Below are 24,047 nucleotides of genomic sequence, written 5' to 3'. Positions count from 1 at the left end.
CCAGCGCTGGTGCGTTCAGTTTTTTCAAAAAAAAGGACATTTTACTTTTATGGACAAAAAATTTTTACTTGCTCCAATGGCAACTCTCAGCCACGAAGCATTCCGACGCAGCGTACAAAAATTCGGTGGCTGCGATGAATATTTCAACGAGATGATAAACGCTCCGTCGCTTCTGCACAAAGGCCGGTTTGAAAAATTCTACACGATTACCGGCGACACTCCAGAGTCCCAAAAACTTGTCTGGCAAATTACAGGAACTACCGCAGAGCCAATGGCTCAGGCAGCGCAAATTCTTTCTGAGCTTTCAGGCATTGGAATCGACATAAACATGGGCTGTTCCGCTCCGCAAATCGCAAACACTGGAGCAGGAATTTCTTGGATGCTAAAACCAATAGCAGAAACTCAAAACATGGTCAGAAAAGTAAAGTCCGCACTCGAAAACTGTGCAAAAGACGGAAAACCCACATCGCGGCTTTCAGTCAAGCTTAGGCTCGGAGCAGACAACTTTACCGAAAGCGGATTTCTTAATTTTACGGATATGCTGGTTTCTGAAGGAGTTCAGCAGCTAACCTTGCACCCGCGCACCCAAAAAGAAAAATTTGCGCGTGCTCTTCCACGCTACGAATACGCAGAAAAACTTTCTCTGCGCTATCCTCAAATTCCAATAATCGTAAACGGCGAAATAAAAGACAAAAAAAGCCTTGATTACGCCATAAAATGCGCTCCTCACGTAAACGGAGTCATGATTGGCAGGGCGGCAGCTTCACAGCCATGGATTTTTGCAAAATTAAAAGGCATTCTGCCAGAAGAAAAGCTCGATATGCTCAATTTTGCGCTTGATTTTATTTCCGACATCGAAAAGTTTCAGCCGCCAGAATTTTTTCAAACACGTCTCCAAAGATTTTTTTCATATTATTGTCAAAATTTTAGTTTTGCCGGTTATTTTAAAACACAAATGCTAAATGCAAAAACCAACGAAGACGCGCGGGAAAGACTTTTTCAATATTTTGAAAAATGCCCGGAAGACAGATTTAAAAAAATCTAAAATAAAAGTTCGCAATTTTATTTTTTTGGTATATAATAAAAATCTGTTAGAACATCAAATTTAAAAAAGTTAAATCGAGGATTTTATTTGAAAACTGTTTACATGACTCTTTCGAGCATTTTTATAGTGCTTATTGGAGTTTATTGCGTTTACTTAAAGCAAAACAAAAGTCCGCTGTCAAAAAGTCTTTTCAATCTTCACTGCGGGGTTATTGCGTCCACAGTTTTTTACAATATTTCTCTCCTTACAACTACACTTTGGTTCGCCTATTTTATAATCAGTCTTTACCATATAAGCATTCATTTTCTGATAGTTCTTCTGGCTGATTTTATATTTATCTTTACAGAAATGCCGTCATCTCAAAAACACAAAAAATTTATCACGGTTTTCAAGAAAATTTGGCTTTATGTTTTTTTAGTTGACGCTTTTATTTTAATCATCAATCCGTTTTTTCATCATGAATTTGAACTTTCAGACCTTTATATAAATCACAACATTTTTTTGTGCTGGACCGCAAAATATTTTTTTGTGTTCTATATTCACCTTTGCCTCTGCATTTTGCTTTCGGCAGTAATTTTTGCAATTCTTCTAAAAAAAATAATTCAAACCAACAGATTTTATAAATCAAAATACATTTTGGTTTTTGCAGTTTTCCTTATTACATTTGTCGTAAACATCATTTTTCTAAAATCCAAAAGTTATCTTGATTTTTCAGTTCTTTTTTATTCAATTTTTTCGATTATCTGCTCATATTTTACACTTTTTTCTATTCCGCGAAACATTCAGAACGAAATGCTCAAGCAGCTGTCCGACAACATCAACATTGGAATTTTTTGCTTTAACCTTGAACGGAAATGCATTTATTCAAATAATACAGCGAAAAAATTCTTTTTGGCAAAAAATGAAATTCTAAATGAACTAAAATCTCTCCTCGCTCTCCGCAAAGATTTTGTAAAACGCAATATAGAAATAAAGCAGAACAATAAAACTCTTACACTGTCAGAAGAGTTCAGTTATCTTCTCGACAGTCAGAAAAAAGCTTATGGCTATATTTTAAAATTGAGCGATATTACGGAAGAACTAAACAAGGCGGCCAAAGAACTTTTCGATTCGACACACGATGCTTTGACAGGGCTTTTAACAAGAGAAGCGTTTTATGCAGAAACAGAAAAAATCTTAAAAAGCAATCCAGATTCTCCTTATTATATGATTTGTACGAATATTAAAAACTTTAAACTTGTAAACGACCTTTTTGGTTCAGAAAAAGGAGATGAGTTTTTAAGAAAATTTGCCCAAGCTCTTCAAAAAAGCCAGTATAAAGCTGTTTTGACAGGAAGAATTACAGGCGACCGTTTTGCAATTCTTATGAACAAAACTGAAGTTGACGAACTAAACGCCTTGCAAAAAATCAAGGAACTTGAAAAACTTACTGATTCTTTAAACTACAAACTTCATATTTTTGTAGGGATTTACAAAATCACTGATAATAACGAAAAAGTCAGCTCAATGTTTGACAAAGCAGTTTTGGCAATAAAAAATATTTCCGAAAACTATTCGGCAAACGTTGCCTACTACGACAACGACCTGCTTTCAAATTTGAAAAAAAATCGTGACGTAATAAACGCATTTAACAACGCCCTGGCAAACAAACATTTAAAAATGTATCTTCAGCCACAGGTTAGATGCTCAGACGAAAAAGTTGTTGGAGCAGAGGCTCTTGTTCGCTGGGAAACAGAAAACGGCGCAATTCATTCTCCAAATTCGTTTATAAAAATTCTTGAAGACAACGGGCTAATTCACAATCTCGACAAGTTTATTTGGGAACAAGCTGTTCAGCTTCTTCAAAAATGGCAATTTTTAGGAATCGACTATCATATTTCGGTAAATGTAAGCGCAAAGGATTTTTATCTTATAGATTTATACAAAACTTTTACTTCTCTTGTAATAAAATACGGAATTCCGCCTCAGAAACTCAAGCTTGAAATTACAGAAACTGCATTGGTTCACGATTTAAAGCTTCATAAACAAATTATTACAGAACTGCAAAAATTCGGCTTTATAATCGAAATGGACGATTTTGGCACTGGCTATTCTTCTCTGACAATTCTAAAAAACATCAGCATAAATATTCTAAAAATCGATATGATGTTCCTGTCAAAAACAAAACATGAAGAACGGAGCAAAAAAATTCTCGAAGCCGTTATAAAAATGGCTCAAAAGCTCGGAATTAAAATTATTGTCGAAGGAGTTGAAGATAAAGAACAAGCCGAATTTTTAAAAAATCTCAATTGCGATTTTTTTCAGGGCTATCTTTACTCAAAACCGATTTCTGTTGCAGATTTTGAAAGCAATTATATTTCAAAAACAAATACGCTCGGAGGCACAAAATGAATTTATACATATTCTTTAAAATCTTCAGTGCCTTTTCATTTCTTTCGGCAATTTTTCTGCTTCGCTTTGTCCGTGCAATTTCAAAAGCGCAGACTGACGCAAAAGAACCGACAATTTTTGTAATATGCGCAATTTCTGCAATGCTGTTCACCTATTCGCTGTTTTTGATGTCGGAATTCCACACAAAAGCTCTCATTTTATTCTGTGCTTTTAAAGTATGCTCAATTTGGACATACTATCTGACATTTTCTTTTAATCATGCATTTACAAACACGACAAAAAAAATCGGCTTTCTAAAAGAACTGTACTTTATTTTGTGCTTTATCGACAGCGTTCTGCTTCTTGCAAATGCCAGAGTCCAGATTATTTTTGACCTTATTCCAGCACGCACGAAGGCAGGATTTTTTTATTGGGGAATTGAATTCACTTCAAAATTTGGATTTCATAAACTACTCTGCGCAATTTTAAGTTTTTCTTCGGTTGCCCTTTTAATTTCAAGCATTGTAAAAGCGCCTTCGTATAACAAAGTAAAATACATTGCAATTTTAACAAGCGAAAGCTTAGTTTTAATTGCAAATTATATTTTTAATTCGCTGAATTTGCCGCTAAACTTTTCTCTTTTAATGCTCGTTGCAAGTTCAATTTTTATAGCAAGTTACGTGAACAAGGATTTTTCTTCTCCTGTTTTAATCGGGCCTCTAAGCGCCATAACAGAATCCATAAAAGACATTATTTTTTGCTACGACTCTTCGGAAAATTTAATCTATGCAAATTCTGCCGCAAAAAACGTCTTAAAAAAATCCAATGACAACCTTGAAAATTTTGCAAAGGAATTCCGGCAGAACTTTTTAAAAACCCGTCCTTCAGAACTTTCCCTAAAACTCGACAACGGGGAAGAACGGTATTACGTTACCGAATACAAGGATTTTTTCATTTCAAATTCAAACATCGGCTCATACCTAAGGCTTCAGGACAAAACAAAAGAAACGTTGGAATCCAGACGCAAAAATTACATTGCAAATCACGACCTGCTCACAGGACTTTTAAATCGTTCCGGCTTTTTCAAAAAAATGCAGGAAGCCTTGAACCAAAACACTTACAAAAACCCGATTTTAATCTGTACAAACATAAAAGATTTTAAACTTATAAACACAATTTACAGCGAAAAAGTCGGCGATTCTGTTTTGCAAAATCAAACCGAAGTTATAAAAAGGCTCTGTTACAAGAAAAGCATAATTGGACGCATCGCAGACGATAAATTTGCAATTTTTATGGAAAAACAGAATTTTGACAAAGATATTTTCGAGGAAGCATTTAACGAAGTTAGTTGCATAATCGAAAAAACTCTTTACAACATTCAAATTGTGGCAGGAATTTACGAAATTTACGATAAAAAAGAAACCGTTCAGTCCATTTACGACAAAGCAAAAATTTCAGTTGATACAATCAAAGATTCTGACAACCAAATTTTTTCATTTTATAATTCATCGATGATGGAAAAAATGCTCATGGAAAAAGACATTGTAAACGATTTTGAAAAATCACTGAACGAAAAACAGTTTTCGATTCAGCTTCAGCCGATTATGGACAAAGACGGAAATGTGCTCGGAGCTGAATCTGTCGTACGCTGGAACCACCCTAAATATGAAAATTTAACGCCAAGCTCTTTTTTGGATGTTCTTGAACGAACAAGTTTAATCTACAAACTCGATGTCTACGTCTGGGAACTTGCAGCAAAAAAACTGCACGAATGGAAAAAAAGAGGATTTTCTGACCTTTTTATTTCTGTAAACGCTTCGAGCAAAGACAAATTTTTTATAGACATAACAAAAACCTTTTCCGGCCTCATAAAAAAATACGACATTTCGCCACAAAATTTCAAAGCCGAAATTAAGGAAACAGCAATGGTTGAAAATCCTGAAAAAACAATCGAAATTTTTTCTGAGTTAAAAAAACTCGGCATAAAAGTCTACATCGACAATTTTGGAACAGGCTTTTCTTCGCTCAACGTACTAAAAGACTTTATTGCCGATGGAATAAAAATGGACACTTCGTTTCTGACAGAATCAAAAGTTTCTGGAAAAAATAAAATAATTCTACAGACGATGATTTCTATGTCAAACACATTAGGAATGGAATTTATTGCAAAAGGTGTAGAATCAGAAAACCAGATGCTCGCCCTCTCAAAAATGGACTGCAAGCTTTTTCAAGGTTTTTACTTTTCTACACCGCTTCCAGTCAAAACATACGAAGCAAAATATCTGCAGAATTCCTCTCAGGCAAAAAAATAACGGAAACCAGGAGATTTTCCCAAATTTCCGTTATATATGAAGTCAAACACTGCGATTATTTTTCAATCGTAATCGACTGGTCAGCGGTAAAACTTTTTCCAGGCTCAAGAGAAATCAAGCCTGCCTTTTCTTCCCACTCATGTCCGGTATTTTCAGCATCGGCAGTTCCGTACCAAGGTTCAATGCAGTTAAAACCGTTACCAGCAGCGCCTTCTTCGCCTTTTCCGCCCTGCCAAACCATAACGTACGGATAACCTTTGCAATTAACTTTTACAAGGCTTCCGTCTTTTTTGTTGCGAAGGCCAACCCAGTCAGAAGTAATTTTTGTAAAGAAATGTCCATTTCCAAAACCTTTTGCGTCAATCGGAATTATTCCATTTTCTTTTTCGCCGTAAAGTTTTGTGCAAGGAGAAGTTCCTTCTTCGTCAACAGCAAGCTGGGCTGCGTCGTTGAGCAAAACAGTCGTCAAAGGTTCTTTCTTTTCAAATTCATACTGATAATCAGAATTTACAGTGCCGGCTGGATCTGTGTTGCGCGGACAGCAGAAAGCGGTGTGGCTTCCGATAGAAAACAGCATTGCAGAAGAATCAGTATTCGTTACTGTCGTTGTAAAAATAAGTCCGTCGTCCTTAAGCTCATAATGAGTTTTAAGGCTAAATTTCCACGGAAATTTGTCAGCAGTTTCCGCACTGTCTGTCAATTCAAAAGTTGCAGCCGTTTCTGACTGCTCAATTATCTTATGTTCCAGATCGCGGCTCATTCCGTTGTTTACAAGATGATATTCCTTTCCGTTGTATGTATAAAAGCCGTCTTTTATGCGTCCAACTTGCGGAAACAAAACCGGCGCATGGAATTTCCAAACAGATTCCGGTCCTTCAAAAACATACTTTGTGCCGTCAGCTCCGCGGAAAGAATTGATTTCTGCTCCGTGAGTATTGAGCACGACTTCGTAATTAGAATTTTTTAAAGTTATTGTCATAATTACACAATTTTACAGTCTTTTTATTTTTATGGCAAATTTAAATGAGACGTAGTTTTCTTAAGAATAAACATTTTATTCTCTTTTGCAAAAAAATGTGCTATATTACTAGAATGTACGAAATTGAACTAAAAGCCCACGTCTTAGACCGAAAATCTGTAATTCAAAATCTCGAAAAATTTGCAGCTTTTTCTGGAGCGGTCGAAAAAGACGACACTTACTATTCAAATACAATAAACGGAAAATCAATCAAGGTGCGCATTAGAAAAGAAACTCCGTTTTCCACACAGGAAGTTCCAAACGCGCCGCAGACAACTTCTCAAAAATCGGTAATTTTTACTTATAAACGCAAAGAAATTCTCGAAAAAGAAGGAGCCTCCATCGAAGTAAACGACGAAAAAGAACTTTTTCTCTCAGATGCAGATGCAATCGAAGCCTTTCTTTTTGACACAGGATTTAAAACAACCCTAAAAAAGCAAAAAAACGTGCTCAGCTGGCACTACGACGGCGCAAATCTTGAACTTTGCCATGTTGCAAAACTCGGCGATTTTTTGGAAATTGAAATTCTTTCTGAGAACAACAGCGAAAAAACAGTATCTCAATCACGTGAAAAGCTTTTAAAAATGCTTTCAAAATGCGGCATTTCGGAAGACAAAATCGAAAACCGTTACTATTCGCAAATGCTTGGAGAATAATATGTTTAACAGAAAACTTTATAAACAGACTGCAAAAAAACAGCTTGCCGGCAGAAGGACTGTCCCAGTTCTTGCAACATTGATTACCACATTCATACTGCTTTTTTTGGGCACAAGCTCCGAAATTCATACTTCACAAACAGCAGACAATTCAGCCTACGCACAAACTGCTTCCTGGATTTACGAAACGGAAGACGATTTTGCGGACGATTATGCTTTTAGCGTTTCTACAATTTCTGACTCTGGCATAAGCCTGCTTTTTTCGATTTTGACAATTTCTATCACAGGAATTTTAATTCTTGCGCAGTGCCATCTTTACAATGAATATTTTAAAACTTTGGAAAAAATCTCGTTCTCCGAATATTTGCGTGGTTTTACGCACTGGTTTAAAGGCGCGCTTGCAGGTCTTTGGTTTATGCTTTGGGTCGTGCTTTGGAGTTTTCTGTTTTTTATTCCTGGAATCGTAAAGGCTTTTTCTTACTCGCAGATGTTTTTTGTACTTGCCGAAAATCCAAAAATTGGAGTTGCAAAAGCAATGCAAATAAGCAAAACGCTTACAAAAGGTTTTAAGGCAGACATTTTTGTCATGTGCATAAGTTTTTTTGGGTGGCACTTTCTTTCTGCCCTTACATTTGGAATTTTGCAGCTGTGGATTCAGCCTTATGAATATATGTCTTTTACAAATGCATACAAAAGTTTAAAAATGCACGCGCTTCGCACAGGAATTCTTACAGAAAGTGACTTTATTTAAGCTGGAGCATACAAAATGAACAAAAAAAACACAAAATACGGACTTGCCGTTTTGCTGACAATTACATTGATTTCAATCTTGATGGGAGTTTTTAAGGTTTCCTCAACGGATCTTTTTTCTATTTCAAAAAAATCAAAAGAACCTGAACAGCAGACGCAAAACAGTTTTTCTTACAACAAAGATTCGAATTATTACATTGCAGTCGTTAATATTTCGGGTGTAATTCAGGAAAAAGGAAGCGAGTACAGCCAAAAATGGCTTTTGAATACGATTCGCTCACTCAAAAATGACAAAAAAAATGCAGGAATTCTCCTATACGTAAATTCTCCAGGCGGAACAGTTTACCATGCCGACGAAGCATATCTTGAACTTTTAAAATACAAGGAAACCGGGAAAAAAATCTATGCGTATTTTGCAGAAATGGCAACTTCCGGAGGCTATTACATTGGCTGCGCTGCAGATAAAATTTACGCAAACCGCAACACGATTACAGGTTCAATCGGAGTAATAAGCGCAAGTTCAATCGATGCAACGGACTTTCTCGAGAAAATAGGCATAAAGTCGATTACGATTCATACCGGCAAGAACAAAAATATGCTTAACTACAACGAAAAGCCGACCGAAGAACAGATTCAGATTATGCAGAGCCTTTCCGACGAGGCATACGAGCAGTTTACACAGATTGTAAGCGAAAGCCGCAATATGAATATAAAAGATGTCCAGAAAATAGCGGACGGACGCATTTATTCGGCAAAACAGGCAAAAGAAAACGGTCTTATTGACGAAATTTTTACTTTTGACGAAGCAAAAAAATCCATAAAAACAGATTTTGAGTCAGACAATATTTCGTTCAAGAATTTTAGATACGAAAAAAGCGAAAGCCTGCGTTCTATTCTTTTGGAAGGTTTTTCTTCAATAAAAAATCCGGCTTCCGCCTTTGGACAGACCCCGCTTCTTTCATACGGAAAATTCTAACTAAGAATTTTCATCAAGAATCTGGGCAAGCTCAATCAAGTTTAGAGGTTTTTTGAAAAAATAATTTACGCCGAGTTCTTTTACACGTTTTTCGGACTCGGCATCTTCAAGAGCCGTCACAACAAAAATCATCGGCTTTCCGAAATTTTCATTTTCACGAATTTTTTTACAAAGGCTAAATCCGTCAACGCCCGGCAAATCAAGATCGAGAATTAAAATTTTCGGATGTTTTTCTGTCATCAAAACTCCGGCTTCAAAACCGTCAAAAGCCTGAAAAATTTCAACTCCAAAAGATTCATATTTTTTCTGCAAGAATTTTGCAATTACGCAGTTTAAGCCCTTATCATCATCAACAATAAGAATATCGCCGTGTTCATAAAAGTTTCCTGCACATTTTTTAGCAAGATGCTCAGGAATTCTCATTTCGCGACTTTTCATAAAAGAAGCCAAATCATCGGGATAAACGCGGTATTGTCCGCCTGGCGTGGTAAAAGCCTTTAAATGACCGCCTTTTATCCAGTTTATCGCAGTCTGATTTACAACACCGCAGATATTTGCAACTTCAAGTGCCGAAAAAACTTCCGGTTTGTCAGTTTTTTTTAACATCTCAAGCCTCTTTTCCTTTTTACAAAATAAGTTATTCTTCGTCTGCAACAGAAAGTATCAGTTTATAGGAAAAACCAGAATCCATTAAGTATTTTATGAGTTTTTCATCTTTTTTTCCATTTTTTAACGCTTTTTTATACGCTCTGCGGCAAAGTTGAATTTCATCATTCACCTTAAAAAAATCATCAACGGCTTTTTTTGCATCGCCTGTTTTTATTCCACGCGAAATAAGCTCACTCAAAAGCCTTATCCGTCCCTGAGGTTTTGCAACAGCATGATTTCTAAGCCAGATTTCAGAAAAACGAAGATCGTTGAGAAGATTTTTTTCCTCAAGATAATCCAAGGCCTGTTTTATTGACTGCTTTGAATGTGATTTTTGAAAAAGTTTTTTTTCAAGTCCAGCCCTGCACTGCTCACAGCGGGCAAGATACTCTTCCGCCTTGCATTCCGCAGCAAAAGCTAAAGCGGCGTCTACAATTTCCATTTCCCTGTCTTCAAAAAATTCTGCGCCAACAAAAAATTCTTCTGGTTTGACAGAATAGAGAAAAGCAAACCTTACAAAAAAAACAGACCCGCCGTCCGTTGCAATTTCTACAATGTCCGATGAAGTCTGTTTTATAGCACTTATGCGCATTTGTGTTCCGAAAGCTTTTTCGCTTCCGGCTGTTCCACAAAAAGAAAAACCAAAAGCGAAATTTTGTACATATTGTACAGAATAAAAACTAACGTTTTGAGAACTGGAAGCGACGGCGAGCACCGCGCTGACCATACTTTTTGCGTTCAACCATGCGGCTGTCGCGAGTAAGGAATCCGTTAGCTTTAAGCGATGTGCGGGCATCAGGATCAACCTGAAGCAAGGCGCGTGAAAGTCCGTGAAGACAAGCATCTGCCTGGCCGTTCAATCCGCCGCCAACAACGTTAATCAAAACGTCAAATTTATTTTCGTTGCTTGTAACAAGAAGCGGCTGATGTACTCTGCGTACCTGTTCTTCTGAATCAAAGTATTCAGCAACATCTTTTCCGTTTACAACGATTTTTCCACTACCGTCACGGAGAAATACACGTGCAGTAGCTGTCTTTCTTCTACCTGTTCCAATTGCAATATTCTTAACCATCATAGACTCCTGACTTAAACTTCAAGCGGTTTTGGATTCTGAGCCTTATGTGGGTAGTCAGAACCTGCATAAATCTTTACACTGTCCATCATTTTGCGTCCAAGACGTCCATTTGGAAGCATGCCTGCAATTGTGCGTGAAAGAGGTTCGGTTGGGTTTCTTTCGATAAGCTTTTCGAACGAATACTCACGAAGACCGCCAACATAGCCTGTGTAATGGCGATAAAGCATGTCAGATGCTTTGTTTCCAGAAACAACAACTTTGTCAGCGTTGATAACAACAACAAAGTCACCCATTGCCTGGTTTGGAGTGTAAGAAGCCTTGTTCTTACCACGAACAACTGCTGCAACTTTTGCTGCAACGCGTCCGAGCGGTTTGCCGGCAGCATCGATGATGTACCAGTCGCGTTTCTGCTCGTAATCTTTTACGAATAAAGTTTTCATTTGTATATACCTTGTACTAAAAAGTCTCTTGTGTTCATTTTGATTGCATCTTCAAAAATCACACTCCGCAGATATTGAAGCTTTTATCTGCGCATATACGGGGATATAAATATTAAAATTTTTATTGATTTTGGTCAATAAAAACGAGAACGAAAACTCTCTAAAAAGCCATTAAAACAACAATTTTTAAGAAAATCGTCTTTTATAAAGCTAATCGTTTTCTTCAGATTTTTTTGCTTCTTCAAAGGCTTCTTTTTCTTCTCTGCGGGCTTCTTTTTTGTCCTGAATGTCGGCAAAACCTATAAAAAAGGCGGCAACACCGGCAAGAACAGCAACCAAAGGGCCAACGCCTTTTAGCGCGGAAATTATAAAATCTCCCCAGCCTAAACCTTGCGGCAAGGCAGCACATACAAAAAACGAAATAAGCAAAAGTCCAAAAATAATCGCAGTCATTTTTAGAGATTTCCTCCAGCTCAAACTTTTCAAAAAATTCTAGCATACAAAACATATTTTATCAAACAGTAAAAAGTGCTATACTCGCCTCTATGTTAAAAAAAGACAGCATTTGCAAAGGCGCAAAACTTACGCTTCCTATTTTTTTTGGTTATATTTCTATTGGAATTCCTTTTGGATTGATGGTTGTAAACAACGGTTACCCGTGGTGGCTTGCCCTTTTTATGGGAATGACAATTTTTTCCGGAACAGGGCAATATATCGGAATAAGCCTTATGGCAGCAGGCGCTCCGCTTCCAGCATTTCTGGTAACACAGTTTTTTGTAGGAATCAGGCATATTGTCTACGGACTTTCGCTTCTAAAAAAATATGACAAAAGGCGTGTCGGAAAATGGAAGCCTTTTTTGATTTTTGCTCTTACTGACGAAACTTATGCGCTCATCACAACAAGCAAGGTTCCGCTTGGAGAAAAAGACGGTGAATTTTACAGTCTTATTGCCGCTCTCGACTGGTCTTACTGGCTTTTGGGCAGCGTAATCGGAGCTCTTTTAGGAACTTTTTTGCCTTTCGACTTTACAGGCGTTGATTTTGCGCTCAACTCGCTTTTTATTGTGCTTATGATTGAACAGATTAAACAAAGCAAAGACCTTTTTCCTTCTCTCTGCGGAATCTGCACGGCAATAGCGGCAATCGTCCTTTCAAAATTCGGTTATCTTCCATCGCAGCAGATTTTGATCGTAGCTCTTTCGCTTGGAATTGCAGTTTTGATTTTAGTGCGCGGAATTACTGTAATAAAACATACAAAAACAACAGAAGAATCAAGCTCAACGGAGGAAAAATAAATGCGACTTACACTTTCAGAGGCACTTATTGCAACACTTGTAACCGCAGCCCTTATGTATCTGCTGAGGGCTTTTCCGTTTATTCTTTTCAGCAGAAAAAAGCCGCCTAAGGTTCTTTCGTTTATTGAAAAATATATTCCTGCAATGGTAATCGGTGTTTTAATCATCTATTGCCTTGCCGATCCAAAATACATGACCTTTAGCTCTTCACCATGGGGAATTCCTGCAATCGCCGGAGTTTTGGCAACAATTATTTTACATCTATGGAAAGGCAACAGCATGATAAGCATTTTTGGCGGAACCATTTTATTTATGGCTCTTGAACGGCTGCTGTAAAATTTCAATAGATTATCGGGTCAAGCCAGATAATGACATGGGACAAGTTCAGTAATGACATTAAACTGTAAAGCTCGAAGTCTGTGTAAAATAAAAAATAAAATTTATAAAACTTTTAAAAAATGTGTAGACAATTTGGGCTAATAATCATATTTTAATTTTTATGCAGTTTTTCTGTTATTCATCAAAACCCCCAGAAGTCGGGCTGTAAAAAAAAAGAGGTACTCACATTGAACGGTAGTCAGGTAAAGATTGACCACGTATCGAAAGAATTTGGCGATTTTATTGCGCTGAATGACATTAATTTTACGATTAATCAAGGTGAATTTTTCACTTTGCTAGGTCCATCAGGTTGTGGTAAAACGACACTTCTACGGATTATTGCAGGATTTGAAAATCCTGATGACGGTGCCGTTCTTTTTGATGATACAAACGTCGTAGGACTTCCGCCAAACAAAAGGCAGTCTAATACGGTTTTTCAGTCTTATGCGCTTTTTCCGCATATGACAGTTTTTGAAAACGTTGCATTTTCTCTCCGCTTAAAAAAAATCGACAATGCTACTGTTGAAGAAAAAGTCCTCAAATATCTGTCATTGGTTCAGCTTGAGGAACACATGTACAAAAAGCCGAATCAGCTTTCTGGCGGACAAAGGCAGCGTGTTGCTATTGCCAGAGCTCTCATAAACGAACCGAAAGTGCTTTTGCTCGACGAGCCTCTTTCTGCCCTCGACGCAAAACTGCGTTCAAGCCTTCTTGTTGAGCTTGACCGTCTGCACGACAAAATCGGAATCACCTTTATCTTTGTAACCCACGACCAGAGCGAAGCGCTTGCAGTTTCTGACCGCATTGCAATCATGAACAAGGGAAATGTGCTTCAGATTGGAACTCCTTTTGAAATTTACGAAAGTCCGGCTACTCAGTTTGTTGCCCAGTTTATCGGCGAAACAAACCTTTTTGAGTCAACTGTCGTAAAATGCGAAGGCTACAAGGCAAAAACCGGCGAGGAATACATGGTAACTCTCAACACTCCAGCCCTCGGACTGCAGGCTCAGCTTACAGGCGACACTCAGGCAACAAAAGAAGAAGACAAAAATATTCTTGTAACTGATTACGAGCACACAGACGAAGGCCAGAAAGTCGCCTTTACTATCCGCCCGGAAAAAATCAGAATTACTCTCGAAGAACCAAATGTAAACGGCCGCAAAGACATCAACGTGTTTAAAGGTGTGGTTGAAGAGCCGGTTTACACAGGTTTCCAGTCAAAATTCTATATCAAACTGGAAAAAACAGGCACAATCGTAAAAGTCTTTAAGCAGCATACAAACTATCTTGATGACGGCCCGGAAATTCAATGGAAAGACACTGTTTACATTTCGTGGTCGGCAGAAGACGGATATATTGTTGAAGATATTGAAAAATAATTTTTAATATCTTCATATCCGCATTTTTTCTATCATTTCTATCGATAAAAAAAGACAAAAGGACAAGTTTGTAATGAAAAAAGAAAAAGAAAGTCCGCAGCTGGCATTTGCAAAGGCTGCAAGAGACAAAAAATATAAAAAGATGAATCCAGGACCAGTTTATGCATGGCCAATGGGATTTTGGTTCAGTCTGTTTTTTGTAATCCCGCTCATAATTATCGTTGCATATTCTCTTATGAAGCGCGATGTTTATGGCTCGGTTATTGCTGAGTTCAGTTTAAAAGCCTACAAACAGATGCTTACTCCGGCGTATGGAATTATTTTTCTGCGCACACTGTGGATTACGGCTCTTTCAACTTTTATTACGATTCTGATTGCTCTTCCATGCGGTTATGCCATGGCAAGAAGCAAACGTCAGACATTGCTTTTAATTCTTATAATCATTCCATTTTTGACAAACTCGCTCATAAGAATTTTTGCATGGATTACAATTCTTGGCGACAATGGAATTTTAAATATGTTTTTGAGTTCTATTGTAAATTTTTGGCATAAAATAACCGGGAATTCTGCCGGGTTTGAGCCTGTAAAGTTTATGTACACAAAAGGCGCAGTTATAGTTTTAAGCATTTATATGTATCTGCCTTATGCGATTCTGCCGATTTTTACTGCTGTTGACCGTTTTGACTTTTCGCTTTTGGAAGCAGCCCGCGACCTTGGAGCAACAAAACCTCAGTCAATGCTAAAAGTTCTGCTTCCAGGAATCCGCAGCGGAATTATTTCGGCCTTGATTTTTACTTTTATCCCGATTTTTGGCTCTTACACAGTTCCGAATATTGTCGGCGGAAAAGACAGTTATATGATTGGAAATATAATCGTTGATCAGGTTCAGAAAACACGAAACTGGCCTCTAGCTTCTGCATTCTCAATGGTTTTGACACTTCTTTCCATGGCAGGCATTTTGTGGATGCTTTATTCCAGCAAAAAAGACGCTGAGCTCAAAAAAGTCTCTACAAAAGAAGACACTACAGGAATTGGAGGTGTAAAATAATGAAACACAATCCGTTTAACCTTATAAAACAAAACCGCGGAAAACAGAGCGAAAACTTCCGCCATGCAAAACGCGGCTGGAAAAAACGCGCTCCGCAGTTTAGTTTTTCAAAAACAGTGCTTTTTTTGTGTCTTTTGTTCTTGTTTTTGCCGCTTCTGGTAATCATTTTTTATTCGTTCAATGCATCTAAAGACACGGAATTTACAGGTTTTTCGTTTGTATGGTATCAAAAGCTGATTTTTGACTCTGCTCCTCTTTGGCATTCGCTATTGAACAGTTTTATAGTTGCAATTTCGTCTTCTGTCGTTGCAACGGTCTTGGGCTCGCTGGCCGCAATCGGAGTAAGCTGGTATAAATTTACGGGCAAAGGCTATATTCAGACAATAAGCTTTTTGCCGATGGTTTTGCCAGAAGTAATCATGGGCCTTTCGCTTTTGATTTTTTTTAGCGCCGTAAAAATGAGCCTTGGCCTGGTTACGATTTTTATTGCCCATACAACTTTCTGTCTGCCTTTTGTTTTTTTAATGGTTACTGCGCGTGTTGATGATTTTGACACCTCGATTATCGAAGCAAGCCATGACCTCGGAGCAAATGAAATTCAGACGCTCACAAAGGTTATCATTCCTGCGATTATGCCTGGAATTATTTCCGGCTTTATGATGAGCATTACAATGTCTCTTGAAGACTATGTAATTACTTTTTTAGTAAGCGGGCCTGGAAGCACAACCCTGCCGCTATACGTTTACTCGATGATTCGTTTTGGAGTAAGCCCGGTTATCAACTCGCTTTCGTTTGTTTTAATCGTTGCAATCGGAATTTTGACCTTCTCCTTGAGAAAAGGCTTGAAAGGCTTTGCCGCGGCGCGCTAGAAGGCTTTTCTGTTTTTTATGTAAAAAAACGCTCTGTGTGAGCGGTTTATTTAATGTTTTCCCGGTTGCAATGGGGCATCCGGGTTTTGGAGTTAAGCGTTATGAAAATCGCCTCTAAAATTGCAGTTGCGGCTTTTGGTGCATTTGCCGCTATGGGTCTCTTTACTTCTTGTGGAGATGACGGAAAAACTCTTTACCTGTACAACTGGACTTATTACACTCCAGACGAAGTTCTTCGCGACTTTGAAAAAGAATTCAACTGTAAGGTAAAAGTAGACAGCTATGCTTCTAACGAAGAAATGTATGCAAAGCTCAAGGCAGGCGCAAAAGGCTACGACATTGTTGTTCCTTCGCAGGACTATGCTTCAATCATGATTTCACAGGGAATGCTGCAAAAACTCGATCCGTCAAAGCAGACAAATAACTCAAAACTAAATCCCCTGCTTTCAAAAATGGCAACTTATGATCCAAATTTTGAATACGCAAGTCCATACTATCTTGGAGCGGCAGGCGTAAGCGTAAATAAAACAAAAGTTCAGGCCGGAACTTACGAAAAAAACTGGAATATTTTTGCTGACAAAAAGTTTGCAGGCCATGCCACAATGATGGACGACATGCGTGAAGTTGTAGGCGACGCGCTAACTGTTCTGGGCTACGACATTAACACGACAGACGAAGGCGAGCTTGCAAAAGCAAAAGAACTTATCGTAAATAAATGGAAGCCAAACCTTGTAAAATTTGACGCAGAAGGCTTTGGAAAGTCATTTGCCTCTGGAGATTTCTGGCTCTGCCAGGGATATGCAGAAGTAGTTTACGGTGAAGTTCCGGAAGAAAAATGGGAAGAAACAATCGACTTTTTTATTCCTGAAGAAGGCGGCCCGTCTTATCTGGACAGCATGTGCATCTTAAAGACTGCAAAGCACGCTGAGCTTGCAAATGAATTTATAAATTACATTCACCGTCCAGAAGTTTATGCAAAGTTTCTTGACGCATTCCACTTTCCTTGCTTTGTAGTTCCTGAGGCGGCGCAGTTTACGACTAAAAAACCAATGTACAAAGCAAGCCAGATGAATAACTGCAAGCTTAAGCTCGACATTGGCGAAAACCTGGACAAATACAACAATATTTGGCAGGAAATCCGCTACACAGACTAAAAATTTTTATTTTCTAAATTGGTGCGGTACTCTATGTACCGCACTTTTTTTTCCTCAACGCATTTTTTTATTTCTTTTTCGCGCTTTGAAAGCTGGCTTGTCCCGTTTTTTACTTCAATAAATAAAATTTCTTTTACCGCGCCATCATTTTCTGTGCTAAAAGCGACAAAATCCACAGGTTTTCCGACAAAACGGCAGTCGGCAGGATTGCATGGAAAATCCGGCAAAAAAGGAGCAATCTGCTCGGCTGCAAGTCCGGAAAGAACCGCTTTTGAACGGGTTACAGCATCTGCGCGCTCAGTTTTTAAGACACGGCGGAATTTTAACTCGGCAGAAATTCTTCCGGCTTTCCAGGAGATAAAAACAATTAAAATAAATATAATTATTCCGAAAATAAATAAAAGCGCGGGATTGTGAATAAAACGCTCAAGTAAAATGCTCATAAAGTGATTATACCATACTTTTTATATTGCATTGCAGCCCGATGGCTTGCGTGCGGTGCACGCTGCAACTTTTGCTTTGCAAAACTTGTTTTATATAACTGTGAGCTAAAGCTCGCCCGGGCTTTGCAGCCCGATGTGGAAGGGCGCGTGCGCGTGCAAAGCACCGAGGGCACCGAAGCCTGCAACAGCGGTTAGAGGGCCTCTTGTGCGTCCCAAATTTTATTATGGAGAATTTTTATGAAGAAAACGATTTTTTTTGCCGGATTTTTTATTTTTGCCGCAAATTTGTTTTTTGCTGCTGACGAAGGCAGAAAATTTGAGTTTAAATACAGCGAAGGCGACAATTTTGGCTTGATCTCTACTGTTGACGAGACTGTCAAAGTGAACGGCAGGCTGAACCACCGCGCAAAAATCGTAAGCCGTGTTACAGAAAGAGTCGAAAAAGTTGATGAAAACGGACGCGGCTGGATATGCGGAAATTTTATGACGAGCGAGCAGTCTCATTCTGCGGACAATAACGGCGGAAGCTGGAAATGGGGCGAAAATTTTGAAAGCAATTTCTGGAGGGCAAAGGACGGCCGGTTTGAAATTGACTCAAGCTATTTTATGCCGGTAATCCGCGACCTTCCTGTTTTTCCGGACAAAATGCTAAAAACTGGCGATGAGTGGACTGCCGAAGGCTACGAAGCGGAAGACTTGAGGCGCCAGCTGAACGTTGAAGAGCCGTTTTTTGTGCCTTTTACGGCAAAATACAAATATGAGCGCGATGAAGAAGGCCTTTCTTCGGACAGTTCCAGGACAAAAAAGACTTTTGCAGTAATTTCTGCAAAATACACGCTTTTTTACGAAACGGAAATGGAACAGGCGCAAAATGGTTTTATTGCTGATTTTCCAGTTACGACGATGGGTTTTTCTGACAGAACAATCTGGTGGGATTTTGAAAAGGGACAGATTGACCATTACGAAGAAAATTTTAGAATCGTGATTGAAACTTTGACCGGAAATGAATATCAGTTTTCTGGAAAAACGAAGGTCGAATATACAGAATTTAAGAGGACGGCGACAGAAGAGGCTGTGCAGGAAATCCTCGAAAAAATTGACGGAATGGGCTTGCAAGACGTTTCGGTAACAAAAACCGACCGCGGACTTACAATCAGCCTGGAAAATATTCAGTTTGAAGCAAACAGCGCGCGGCTCGAAAAAAGCGAAAAAACTAAAATCAAAAAAATCGGGGAAATTCTCTCGGCTTATCCTGACAACGACCTTTTAGTTTCGGGACACACTGCCCGCTTTGGAAGCGAAGAATCGTGCCAGATTTTGAGCGAGCAGAGGGCGGAAGCCGTTGCAGATTTTTTGACGAACTTGGGAATTAGAGAAAAAAAACACGTTTTTACGCAGGGATTTGGTTCAAAAGTTCCAGTCGCCTCAAATGCAGACAAGGCTGGAATGGCAAAAAACCGCCGCGTAGAAATTACAATTCTTGACAGATAATTGCTTTTTTTGTGCAAAAATTGACTTTTACCGCCATATATATTAGTGCCGGAGGCAATATGTATGGCAGAAAAAGATTTTTTTATTGAAGGCGAAGATTTTCCTGCGCAAAGTTTTGACGAAGAAGATTTTTTTTATTGCGATGAGGCAACCAGGGCAGCGCAAAAATCATTCGGCATAAAATTTTTGTTTCCGTGGCAAAGGCTTGTAATTGCAAATATTCTAGACACTTCATGCTCCGAAGATAAAGATTTTGAGCCAGACGGCCAGATAAACGAAAACGACGGTGTGTGCCGCGGAAAGCAGATTGTTCTTTTGCCGACAGGAGCCGGAAAATCTCTGTGTTTTTTGACACCTGCGCCGCTTTTGGACGGCCCGACTCTTGTAATTTATCCGCTTCTGGCTTTGATGGCAGACCAGCACAGAAGAATGCAGGAAGGAAGCCTTTCGTGCGTTGTTTTTAAAGGCGGACAGACACAGGAAGAACGGGAAGAAAATTTTCGTAAAATAGAATGCGGACAAGCGCGGGTAATTCTTGCAAATCCTGAAGCTTTGCAAAATGAAAAAATTATCTGCCGCTTAAAAAAATGCAGAATTGCCCACATTGCAATCGATGAAGCGCATTGCGTTTCTGAATGGGGAGATTCGTTCAGACCGGCATACCTTACGCTCGGAAAAATCATAAAAGAGCTCGGAGTAAAAACCGTCACCGCCTTTACAGCAACGGCAAGTCCTCCAGTCCTTGCAAGGGTGAATGAAGTCCTTTTTGACGGAAATGCCCATCTTGTTCAAAGCTCAGCAGACCGCTCAAACATTCACTACGAAGTAAGGTACGCATACGCAAAGAAAAAAGCCGTTTTAAGAGCATGCATCGAGCTTAAAAAACCAATGATAGTTTTTTGCTCAAGCAGGAGAAAAACGGAAGACACGGCTCGTCTTTTGACCGCATATTTCGGTTCAGAAAAAGCAAAATTCTATCACGCAGGCATGACAAAAGAAGAAAAACTCGCAGTTGAAAAATGGTTTTTTGACTCGGAAGACGGGATTCTTGCGGCGACGTGCGCATACGGAATGGGAATGGACAAGGGAAACATTTACACTGTGGTTCACCTCGACGCCCCGGAACACATAGAAAATTTTATCCAGGAAGCAGGCCGCGCAGGAAGAAAAGGCGACTCTGTAAGCTCGGTCTTAATCTGGAGCCACAAAGACCAGGCAAAATGGCGGCAGGCGCAAAAAAACAGCCGTGAAAAAGTTATGGGCGATTTTGCAAATTCAAAAATATGCCGCAGAGAATTTATGATGAGCTATTTGACAGGAGAACAGGTTGTCTGTTCGGGCTGCGACATTTGCGATGCGCAAAAACTTGGAAAAAAAGCTGATTATTGCGCGGACGACGCCGAATTTGCATTTAAGTTTATAAAACGGAACAGAAGGCTTTTTACAAAAGACGAAACTGTGAATATTTTGACCCAAAAGTTCAATTTGCGGGACAGAGATTTTTATAAGGAAAATGTCTGGGAAGCACGCGATATGCAAGAAATTCTAACGCAGCTTTTTGACTGTAAAAGAATAAAAAAGCTCGGCGGATTTTGGGAAAATCATATCGACATAAAAACAGAAAAACCTCATTTTTTATTCAGGCATTTTTTAACTGAAAAATCTATTCATCGGCTTTTTTTTCTGAGGCGGAATTTTCGTCTTTTTCAGAAGAAGCTGGAGGAACTGCGGCAACTATTTTCTTAATTTTTTGTTTTGGCGGCTTTTTTCGGTAATTGCCTATGTAACTGATAAATTCAAACATAACGGCACACCCAACCGCCGCCGCAATTACATTTTTGTTAGAAAAAACTGCTTTTATCACCTGAAAAAGTTCATCCATATAGAAATTATCGGAAAACTGCGCGAATTCTTCAATCTGAAAAAAACAAAACTTTTTGCAGATTAAAACTGCCTGGCATTGACCAAAAAATATCTCACCGCTAGAATTTCAGCCATGATTGGAATTGTTGACTACAATGCAGGCAATATAAAAAGTGTCGAACGCGCGCTTTTGTCTTTGAACGCAAATTTTATTCTCTCAAAAAAACCGTCCGAACTCGAAAATTGCGAACGGCTGATTGTTCCAGGAGTCGGCGAAGCAAAATACGCAATGGAACAGTTAAAAAAAACAGGCTTTGACTCATTTTTAAAAGACTGGGCAAAAGCAAAAAAGCCGATGCTTGGAATCTGTCTTGGAAGCCAGATTGTTTTTGAACATTCGGAAGAAGGCGATGTTGACTGTCTTGGGCTTTTAAAAGGCGAAATAAAGCTTTTTAACACAGTCTGGAAAGAAGAAGGAAAAAATCCGGGATTAAAAGTTCCGCAGATTGGCTGGAACGATTTGAATTTTTCAAACGGCGGCTCAAAACTTTTGGAAGGAGTTCCGGAACATTCAGACTTTTATTTTGTCCACTCGTATTTAATCCAGCCGGAAGACAAAACAATTGTAAAAGCATGGGTCGATTACGGAACGCAAGTTCCAGCCTGCGTGGAAAGCGAAAATATTACAGTTTTTCAGTGCCATCCGGAAAAGTCGGGAAAGTGCGGACTTCAGGTTCTGAAAAATTTTATTGACGGCTAAGCAGAAATTTTTAGGCAGGAATCCGCTAAAGCAAAAAAATACAGCCGAATCTAAAAAAAAGGTCAGAAAATATGTTAAAAAAAAGAATTATTGTTTGTCTTGATGTAAAAGACGGCCGGACTACAAAAGGCGTAAAATTTCAGAACAATGTTGATATTGGCGACCCTGTCGAGATGGCAAAAAAATACTACGATCAGGGAGTTGACGAGCTTGTTTTCTACGACATTATGGCAAGCGCGCGCGGAAGAGGTCCAATTCTTGAGCTTATAAGCCGCGTCGCTGAGCAGGTTTTTATACCTTTTTGCGTCGGCGGCGGAATCGGTTCAATCGAAGACATTCGCTCAACAATTCTTGCCGGAGCAGAAAAAGTAAGCTTGAACAGCCAGGCTGTAAAAAATCCGGAGCTTATTAGCCAAGGCGCGCGAATTTTCGGAAACCAGTGCATTGTTCTTGGAATGGATGCGGCAAAAGACGAAACCTGCCCAAGCGGCTACAGGGTTTTTATAAACGGCGGACGGACAAAAACCGATCTTGACGCGCGCGAATGGGCAATAAAAGCCGTAAAGCTTGGAGCCGGAGAAATCGTGCTGAATTCGATTGATGCAGACGGAATGAAAAACGGCTACGAAATAAACCTTACAAAAATGATTGCGGAAAGTGTCGGTGTTCCTGTAATTGCTTCTGGCGGCGGCGGAACTCCCGGACATCTGGCGAACGTACTAAAAGAAGGAAAAGCCGATGCGGCCCTCATTGCGAGCATGGTTCACAGCATGGGCTACACAGTCGGCGGAATAAAAGCCGATCTGGACAAAATGGGAGTTCCTGTAAGAATGCAAGATAAAAAACTGTAATCGCTGAAAAATTGCTTTTAGCAAAATTCGAGCGTATACTAAAAAATATTAGCTTTCTTGTTTTAAGAAAAGCGTATAGGAGATGTAAAATGAACAAGTTTTTTGCAAAATCAGCTGTGCTTTTGGCGTTTTTGACAATTTTGACGGGGGGGGTATAACTTCCTGTAAAGAAGACGACGATTCGGGCTCTGGAACTTCCTCTCAGCCTGAATATGTAGGAAAAATCTATTCGGCCAAAGACGGCAAAAGCTATTTAAAAATCGACACGGAATCCACCGCAACTTATTATGAGTGGGAAGAAGGCTCAGAAGTCCAGGCTTCCGCAAGAACAGCGGAATCTAATCCGACAGTTTACGGGCGTTATGTGGAGCACCAGGGAAAATACACCGTAACTCTTGAAGTTAATAAATATGTATTCAGCCTAGAGATAACATGGACTGGTTCCGACGGAAAAACATATTCCCGCATAATTCAAGCCGATATAGAAAATGGCAAGGCTCTTACTAAGTTCACAATTGACGGAAAAACAGTAGAATACGAGGAAGTCTCAACCGCCCCTGAAAAGCCTAGCGAAGATAACTCAGACGAAGACAACCCTTCAACAGATGACGTTCCGACCCCGGAAGATTTTGCAAGAGTCAGCGCGGGAACTTTTACAATGGGCGGCAAGACTGGCATGTCAACAGAAGAAAGCGAAGCCTCAAAAGCTCATTCTGTTACTCTTACAAAAGATTTTTTTGTTTGCACGCATGAAGTTACCCAGGCAGAATATAAACAATACGTGCCTGCCTATGAGATAGCTGACGGCGAAAATTATCCTGTCAAGTCTGTCAACTGGTTTGATGCAATTAGTTATTGCAACAAGCGTTCTAGCGCCGAGGGGCTTACGCCGTGTTATTCACTCGAAGATTCAACAGATCCTGACAGTTGGAAAAAAACAGTAGGAACCTTAGCAAAAGTTGTCTGCAATTTTAATTCCAATGGCTACAGGCTTCCGACAGAGGCAGAATGGGAATATGCGGCGCGGGGCGGAGAAGACTATACATACAGCGGCTCCAGCGATTTTAGGGAAGTAGCTTCATATAGTAAAATAACAGAGGTTAAGCAGCATAAGGCGAATGCCTACGGAATTTATGATATGTCAGGAAATGTTGCAGAATGGTGCTTTGATTTTTACGCGCCATATACAACAGACGACGTAACAAACCCTGTTATAAGTGAGCCG

24 protein-coding genes are annotated in these 24,047 nt (G+C 39.3%); 17 read left to right on the top strand and 7 right to left on the bottom strand.

Annotated elements, in window-relative coordinates; translation table 11 throughout:
- The 3 genes from B4N75_RS04540 to B4N75_RS04530 all read left to right on the top strand — a co-directional run.
- A partial coding sequence (locus B4N75_RS04540; RefSeq protein ID WP_349681380.1) for a tRNA-dihydrouridine synthase family protein occupies window positions 1–1,045 on the top strand: 1,045 nt, incomplete at its 5' end.
- Window positions 1,046–1,132: 87 nt separating this feature from the next.
- Complete coding sequence (locus B4N75_RS04535; RefSeq protein ID WP_296669122.1) at window positions 1,133–3,436, top strand: EAL domain-containing protein; 2,304 nt, start codon at window positions 1,133–1,135, stop codon at window positions 3,434–3,436.
- Complete coding sequence (locus B4N75_RS04530) at window positions 3,433–5,727, top strand: GGDEF domain-containing protein (protein ID WP_296706677.1); 2,295 nt, start codon at window positions 3,433–3,435, stop codon at window positions 5,725–5,727. Before B4N75_RS04535 ends, B4N75_RS04530 begins: the two co-directional genes overlap by 4 nt.
- A gap of 55 nt (window positions 5,728–5,782) precedes the next feature.
- Here B4N75_RS04530 and B4N75_RS04525 read toward each other — a convergent pair whose 3' ends face one another.
- Entirely contained in the window at window positions 5,783–6,706 is a 924-nt protein-coding gene (locus B4N75_RS04525; protein ID WP_296669118.1) for an aldose 1-epimerase family protein, read from the bottom strand.
- 95 nt (window positions 6,707–6,801) lie between these two features.
- On the opposite strand from B4N75_RS04525, the gene B4N75_RS04520 reads away from it, so the two are divergent.
- From B4N75_RS04520 to sppA, 3 genes are read left to right on the top strand one after another with little or no spacing between them, the layout of a single operon-like run.
- Window positions 6,802–7,401 carry a CYTH domain-containing protein gene (locus B4N75_RS04520; protein ID WP_296706675.1) on the top strand — a complete coding sequence of 200 codons (600 nt, stop codon included), beginning with the start codon at window positions 6,802–6,804 and terminating at the stop codon, window positions 7,399–7,401.
- Window position 7,402: 1 nt separating this feature from the next.
- Window positions 7,403–8,152, top strand: a complete 750-nt coding sequence (locus B4N75_RS04515; RefSeq protein WP_296023833.1) for a DUF975 family protein — start codon at window positions 7,403–7,405, stop codon at window positions 8,150–8,152.
- Between the two features lie 15 nt (window positions 8,153–8,167).
- Window positions 8,168–9,127 carry a signal peptide peptidase SppA gene (gene sppA / locus B4N75_RS04510; RefSeq protein ID WP_296669115.1) on the top strand — a complete coding sequence of 320 codons (960 nt, stop codon included), beginning with the start codon at window positions 8,168–8,170 and terminating at the stop codon, window positions 9,125–9,127.
- On the opposite strand, the gene B4N75_RS04505 is transcribed toward sppA, so the two are convergent.
- The 5 genes from B4N75_RS04505 to B4N75_RS04485 all read right to left on the bottom strand — a co-directional run bounded on the left by B4N75_RS04505 (window position 9,128) and on the right by B4N75_RS04485 (window position 11,744).
- Window positions 9,128–9,733 (bottom strand): response regulator, encoded by a 606-nt coding sequence (locus B4N75_RS04505; protein WP_296669113.1) that lies wholly within the window; start codon window positions 9,731–9,733, stop codon window positions 9,128–9,130.
- Between the two features lie 31 nt (window positions 9,734–9,764).
- Entirely contained in the window at window positions 9,765–10,367 is a 603-nt protein-coding gene (locus B4N75_RS04500) for a regulatory protein RecX (protein ID WP_296706673.1), read from the bottom strand.
- 88 nt (window positions 10,368–10,455) lie between these two features.
- Window positions 10,456–10,848: a 30S ribosomal protein S9 gene (gene rpsI / locus B4N75_RS04495; protein ID WP_296023987.1), complete on the bottom strand. Its 393-nt coding sequence runs from the start codon at window positions 10,846–10,848 to the stop codon at window positions 10,456–10,458.
- A 14-nt stretch (window positions 10,849–10,862) separates the two neighbouring features.
- Window positions 10,863–11,291, bottom strand: coding sequence for a 50S ribosomal protein L13 (rplM, locus tag B4N75_RS04490; RefSeq protein ID WP_296023845.1), 429 nt, complete (start codon window positions 11,289–11,291; stop codon window positions 10,863–10,865).
- Window positions 11,292–11,501: 210 nt separating this feature from the next.
- Window positions 11,502–11,744: a hypothetical protein gene (locus B4N75_RS04485; protein WP_078930660.1), complete on the bottom strand. Its 243-nt coding sequence runs from the start codon at window positions 11,742–11,744 to the stop codon at window positions 11,502–11,504.
- A gap of 92 nt (window positions 11,745–11,836) precedes the next feature.
- Here B4N75_RS04485 and B4N75_RS04480 point away from each other — a divergent pair, with 92 nt between their 5' ends.
- The 6 genes from B4N75_RS04480 (at window position 11,837) to B4N75_RS04455 (ending at window position 17,414) form a co-directional block, all read left to right on the top strand.
- Window positions 11,837–12,586, top strand: a complete 750-nt coding sequence (locus tag B4N75_RS04480) for an AzlC family ABC transporter permease (RefSeq protein ID WP_296693401.1) — start codon at window positions 11,837–11,839, stop codon at window positions 12,584–12,586.
- Complete coding sequence (locus B4N75_RS04475; RefSeq protein ID WP_296023869.1) at window positions 12,587–12,922, top strand: branched-chain amino acid transporter permease; 336 nt, start codon at window positions 12,587–12,589, stop codon at window positions 12,920–12,922. It abuts the gene before it with no gap.
- A gap of 230 nt (window positions 12,923–13,152) precedes the next feature.
- A complete protein-coding gene (locus B4N75_RS04470; RefSeq protein WP_296669106.1) occupies window positions 13,153–14,343 on the top strand; it encodes an ABC transporter ATP-binding protein in 1,191 nt (396 codons plus the stop codon).
- A 73-nt stretch (window positions 14,344–14,416) separates the two neighbouring features.
- A complete protein-coding gene (locus B4N75_RS04465) occupies window positions 14,417–15,391 on the top strand; it encodes an ABC transporter permease (RefSeq protein WP_414717815.1) in 975 nt (324 codons plus the stop codon).
- A complete protein-coding gene (locus B4N75_RS04460; protein ID WP_296023877.1) occupies window positions 15,391–16,260 on the top strand; it encodes an ABC transporter permease in 870 nt (289 codons plus the stop codon). Before B4N75_RS04465 ends, B4N75_RS04460 begins: the two co-directional genes overlap by 1 nt.
- Before the next feature lie 101 nt (window positions 16,261–16,361).
- The gene (locus B4N75_RS04455) at window positions 16,362–17,414 is read left to right on the top strand and encodes an extracellular solute-binding protein (protein WP_296669103.1); all 1,053 of its coding nucleotides are present in this window, start codon (window positions 16,362–16,364) and stop codon (window positions 17,412–17,414) included.
- On the opposite strand, the gene B4N75_RS04450 is transcribed toward B4N75_RS04455, so the two are convergent.
- Window positions 17,411–17,857, bottom strand: a complete 447-nt coding sequence (locus B4N75_RS04450; protein ID WP_296669101.1) for a Holliday junction resolvase-like protein — start codon at window positions 17,855–17,857, stop codon at window positions 17,411–17,413. The genes B4N75_RS04455 and B4N75_RS04450 overlap by 4 nt on opposite strands.
- Window positions 17,858–18,094: 237 nt before the next feature.
- Here B4N75_RS04450 and B4N75_RS04445 point away from each other — a divergent pair, with 237 nt between their 5' ends.
- From B4N75_RS04445 to B4N75_RS04425, 5 genes are all read left to right on the top strand, one after another.
- Window positions 18,095–19,348 carry an OmpA family protein gene (locus B4N75_RS04445; RefSeq protein WP_296669099.1) on the top strand — a complete coding sequence of 418 codons (1,254 nt, stop codon included), beginning with the start codon at window positions 18,095–18,097 and terminating at the stop codon, window positions 19,346–19,348.
- A 63-nt stretch (window positions 19,349–19,411) separates the two neighbouring features.
- Window positions 19,412–21,094, top strand: a complete 1,683-nt coding sequence (locus B4N75_RS04440; RefSeq protein WP_296669097.1) for a RecQ family ATP-dependent DNA helicase — start codon at window positions 19,412–19,414, stop codon at window positions 21,092–21,094.
- A gap of 250 nt (window positions 21,095–21,344) precedes the next feature.
- Window positions 21,345–21,971 carry an imidazole glycerol phosphate synthase subunit HisH gene (gene hisH, locus B4N75_RS04435; RefSeq protein WP_296023896.1) on the top strand — a complete coding sequence of 209 codons (627 nt, stop codon included), beginning with the start codon at window positions 21,345–21,347 and terminating at the stop codon, window positions 21,969–21,971.
- A gap of 71 nt (window positions 21,972–22,042) precedes the next feature.
- Entirely contained in the window at window positions 22,043–22,822 is a 780-nt protein-coding gene (gene hisF / locus B4N75_RS04430) for an imidazole glycerol phosphate synthase subunit HisF (RefSeq protein WP_296023901.1), read from the top strand.
- A gap of 364 nt (window positions 22,823–23,186) precedes the next feature.
- A partial coding sequence (locus B4N75_RS04425) for a formylglycine-generating enzyme family protein (RefSeq protein WP_296706671.1) occupies window positions 23,187–24,047 on the top strand: 861 nt, incomplete at its 3' end.

Origin of the sequence: Treponema sp. UBA7570 (genome assembly GCA_002477955.1) — a bacterium.
In the GTDB taxonomy this organism is placed as follows: Bacteria; Spirochaetota; Spirochaetia; order Treponematales; family Treponemataceae; genus Treponema_D.
This window is presented reverse-complemented; position numbering and strand designations above follow the sequence as displayed.

Excerpts from the sequence above, each read along its gene's own strand:
- B4N75_RS04530 (WP_296706677.1), top strand. The coding sequence starts at position 3,433 with ATGAATTTATACATATTCTTTAAAATCTTCAGTGCCTTTTCATTTCTT.
- B4N75_RS04525 (WP_296669118.1), bottom strand. The coding sequence starts at position 6,706 with ATGACAATAACTTTAAAAAATTCTAATTACGAAGTCGTGCTCAATACT.
- B4N75_RS04520 (WP_296706675.1), top strand. The coding sequence starts at position 6,802 with ATGTGCTATATTACTAGAATGTACGAAATTGAACTAAAAGCCCACGTC.
- B4N75_RS04515 (WP_296023833.1), top strand. The coding sequence starts at position 7,403 with ATGTTTAACAGAAAACTTTATAAACAGACTGCAAAAAAACAGCTTGCC.
- sppA (WP_296669115.1), top strand. The coding sequence starts at position 8,168 with ATGAACAAAAAAAACACAAAATACGGACTTGCCGTTTTGCTGACAATT.
- B4N75_RS04505 (WP_296669113.1), bottom strand. The coding sequence starts at position 9,733 with ATGTTAAAAAAAACTGACAAACCGGAAGTTTTTTCGGCACTTGAAGTT.
- B4N75_RS04500 (WP_296706673.1), bottom strand. The coding sequence starts at position 10,367 with ATGCGCATAAGTGCTATAAAACAGACTTCATCGGACATTGTAGAAATT.
- rpsI (WP_296023987.1), bottom strand. The coding sequence starts at position 10,848 with ATGGTTAAGAATATTGCAATTGGAACAGGTAGAAGAAAGACAGCTACT.
- rplM (WP_296023845.1), bottom strand. The coding sequence starts at position 11,291 with ATGAAAACTTTATTCGTAAAAGATTACGAGCAGAAACGCGACTGGTAC.
- B4N75_RS04485 (WP_078930660.1), bottom strand. The coding sequence starts at position 11,744 with ATGACTGCGATTATTTTTGGACTTTTGCTTATTTCGTTTTTTGTATGT.
- B4N75_RS04480 (WP_296693401.1), top strand. The coding sequence starts at position 11,837 with ATGTTAAAAAAAGACAGCATTTGCAAAGGCGCAAAACTTACGCTTCCT.
- B4N75_RS04475 (WP_296023869.1), top strand. The coding sequence starts at position 12,587 with ATGCGACTTACACTTTCAGAGGCACTTATTGCAACACTTGTAACCGCA.
- B4N75_RS04465 (WP_414717815.1), top strand. The coding sequence starts at position 14,417 with ATGAAAAAAGAAAAAGAAAGTCCGCAGCTGGCATTTGCAAAGGCTGCA.
- B4N75_RS04460 (WP_296023877.1), top strand. The coding sequence starts at position 15,391 with ATGAAACACAATCCGTTTAACCTTATAAAACAAAACCGCGGAAAACAG.
- B4N75_RS04455 (WP_296669103.1), top strand. The coding sequence starts at position 16,362 with ATGAAAATCGCCTCTAAAATTGCAGTTGCGGCTTTTGGTGCATTTGCC.
- B4N75_RS04450 (WP_296669101.1), bottom strand. The coding sequence starts at position 17,857 with ATGAGCATTTTACTTGAGCGTTTTATTCACAATCCCGCGCTTTTATTT.
- B4N75_RS04445 (WP_296669099.1), top strand. The coding sequence starts at position 18,095 with ATGAAGAAAACGATTTTTTTTGCCGGATTTTTTATTTTTGCCGCAAAT.
- B4N75_RS04440 (WP_296669097.1), top strand. The coding sequence starts at position 19,412 with ATGGCAGAAAAAGATTTTTTTATTGAAGGCGAAGATTTTCCTGCGCAA.
- hisH (WP_296023896.1), top strand. The coding sequence starts at position 21,345 with ATGATTGGAATTGTTGACTACAATGCAGGCAATATAAAAAGTGTCGAA.
- hisF (WP_296023901.1), top strand. The coding sequence starts at position 22,043 with ATGTTAAAAAAAAGAATTATTGTTTGTCTTGATGTAAAAGACGGCCGG.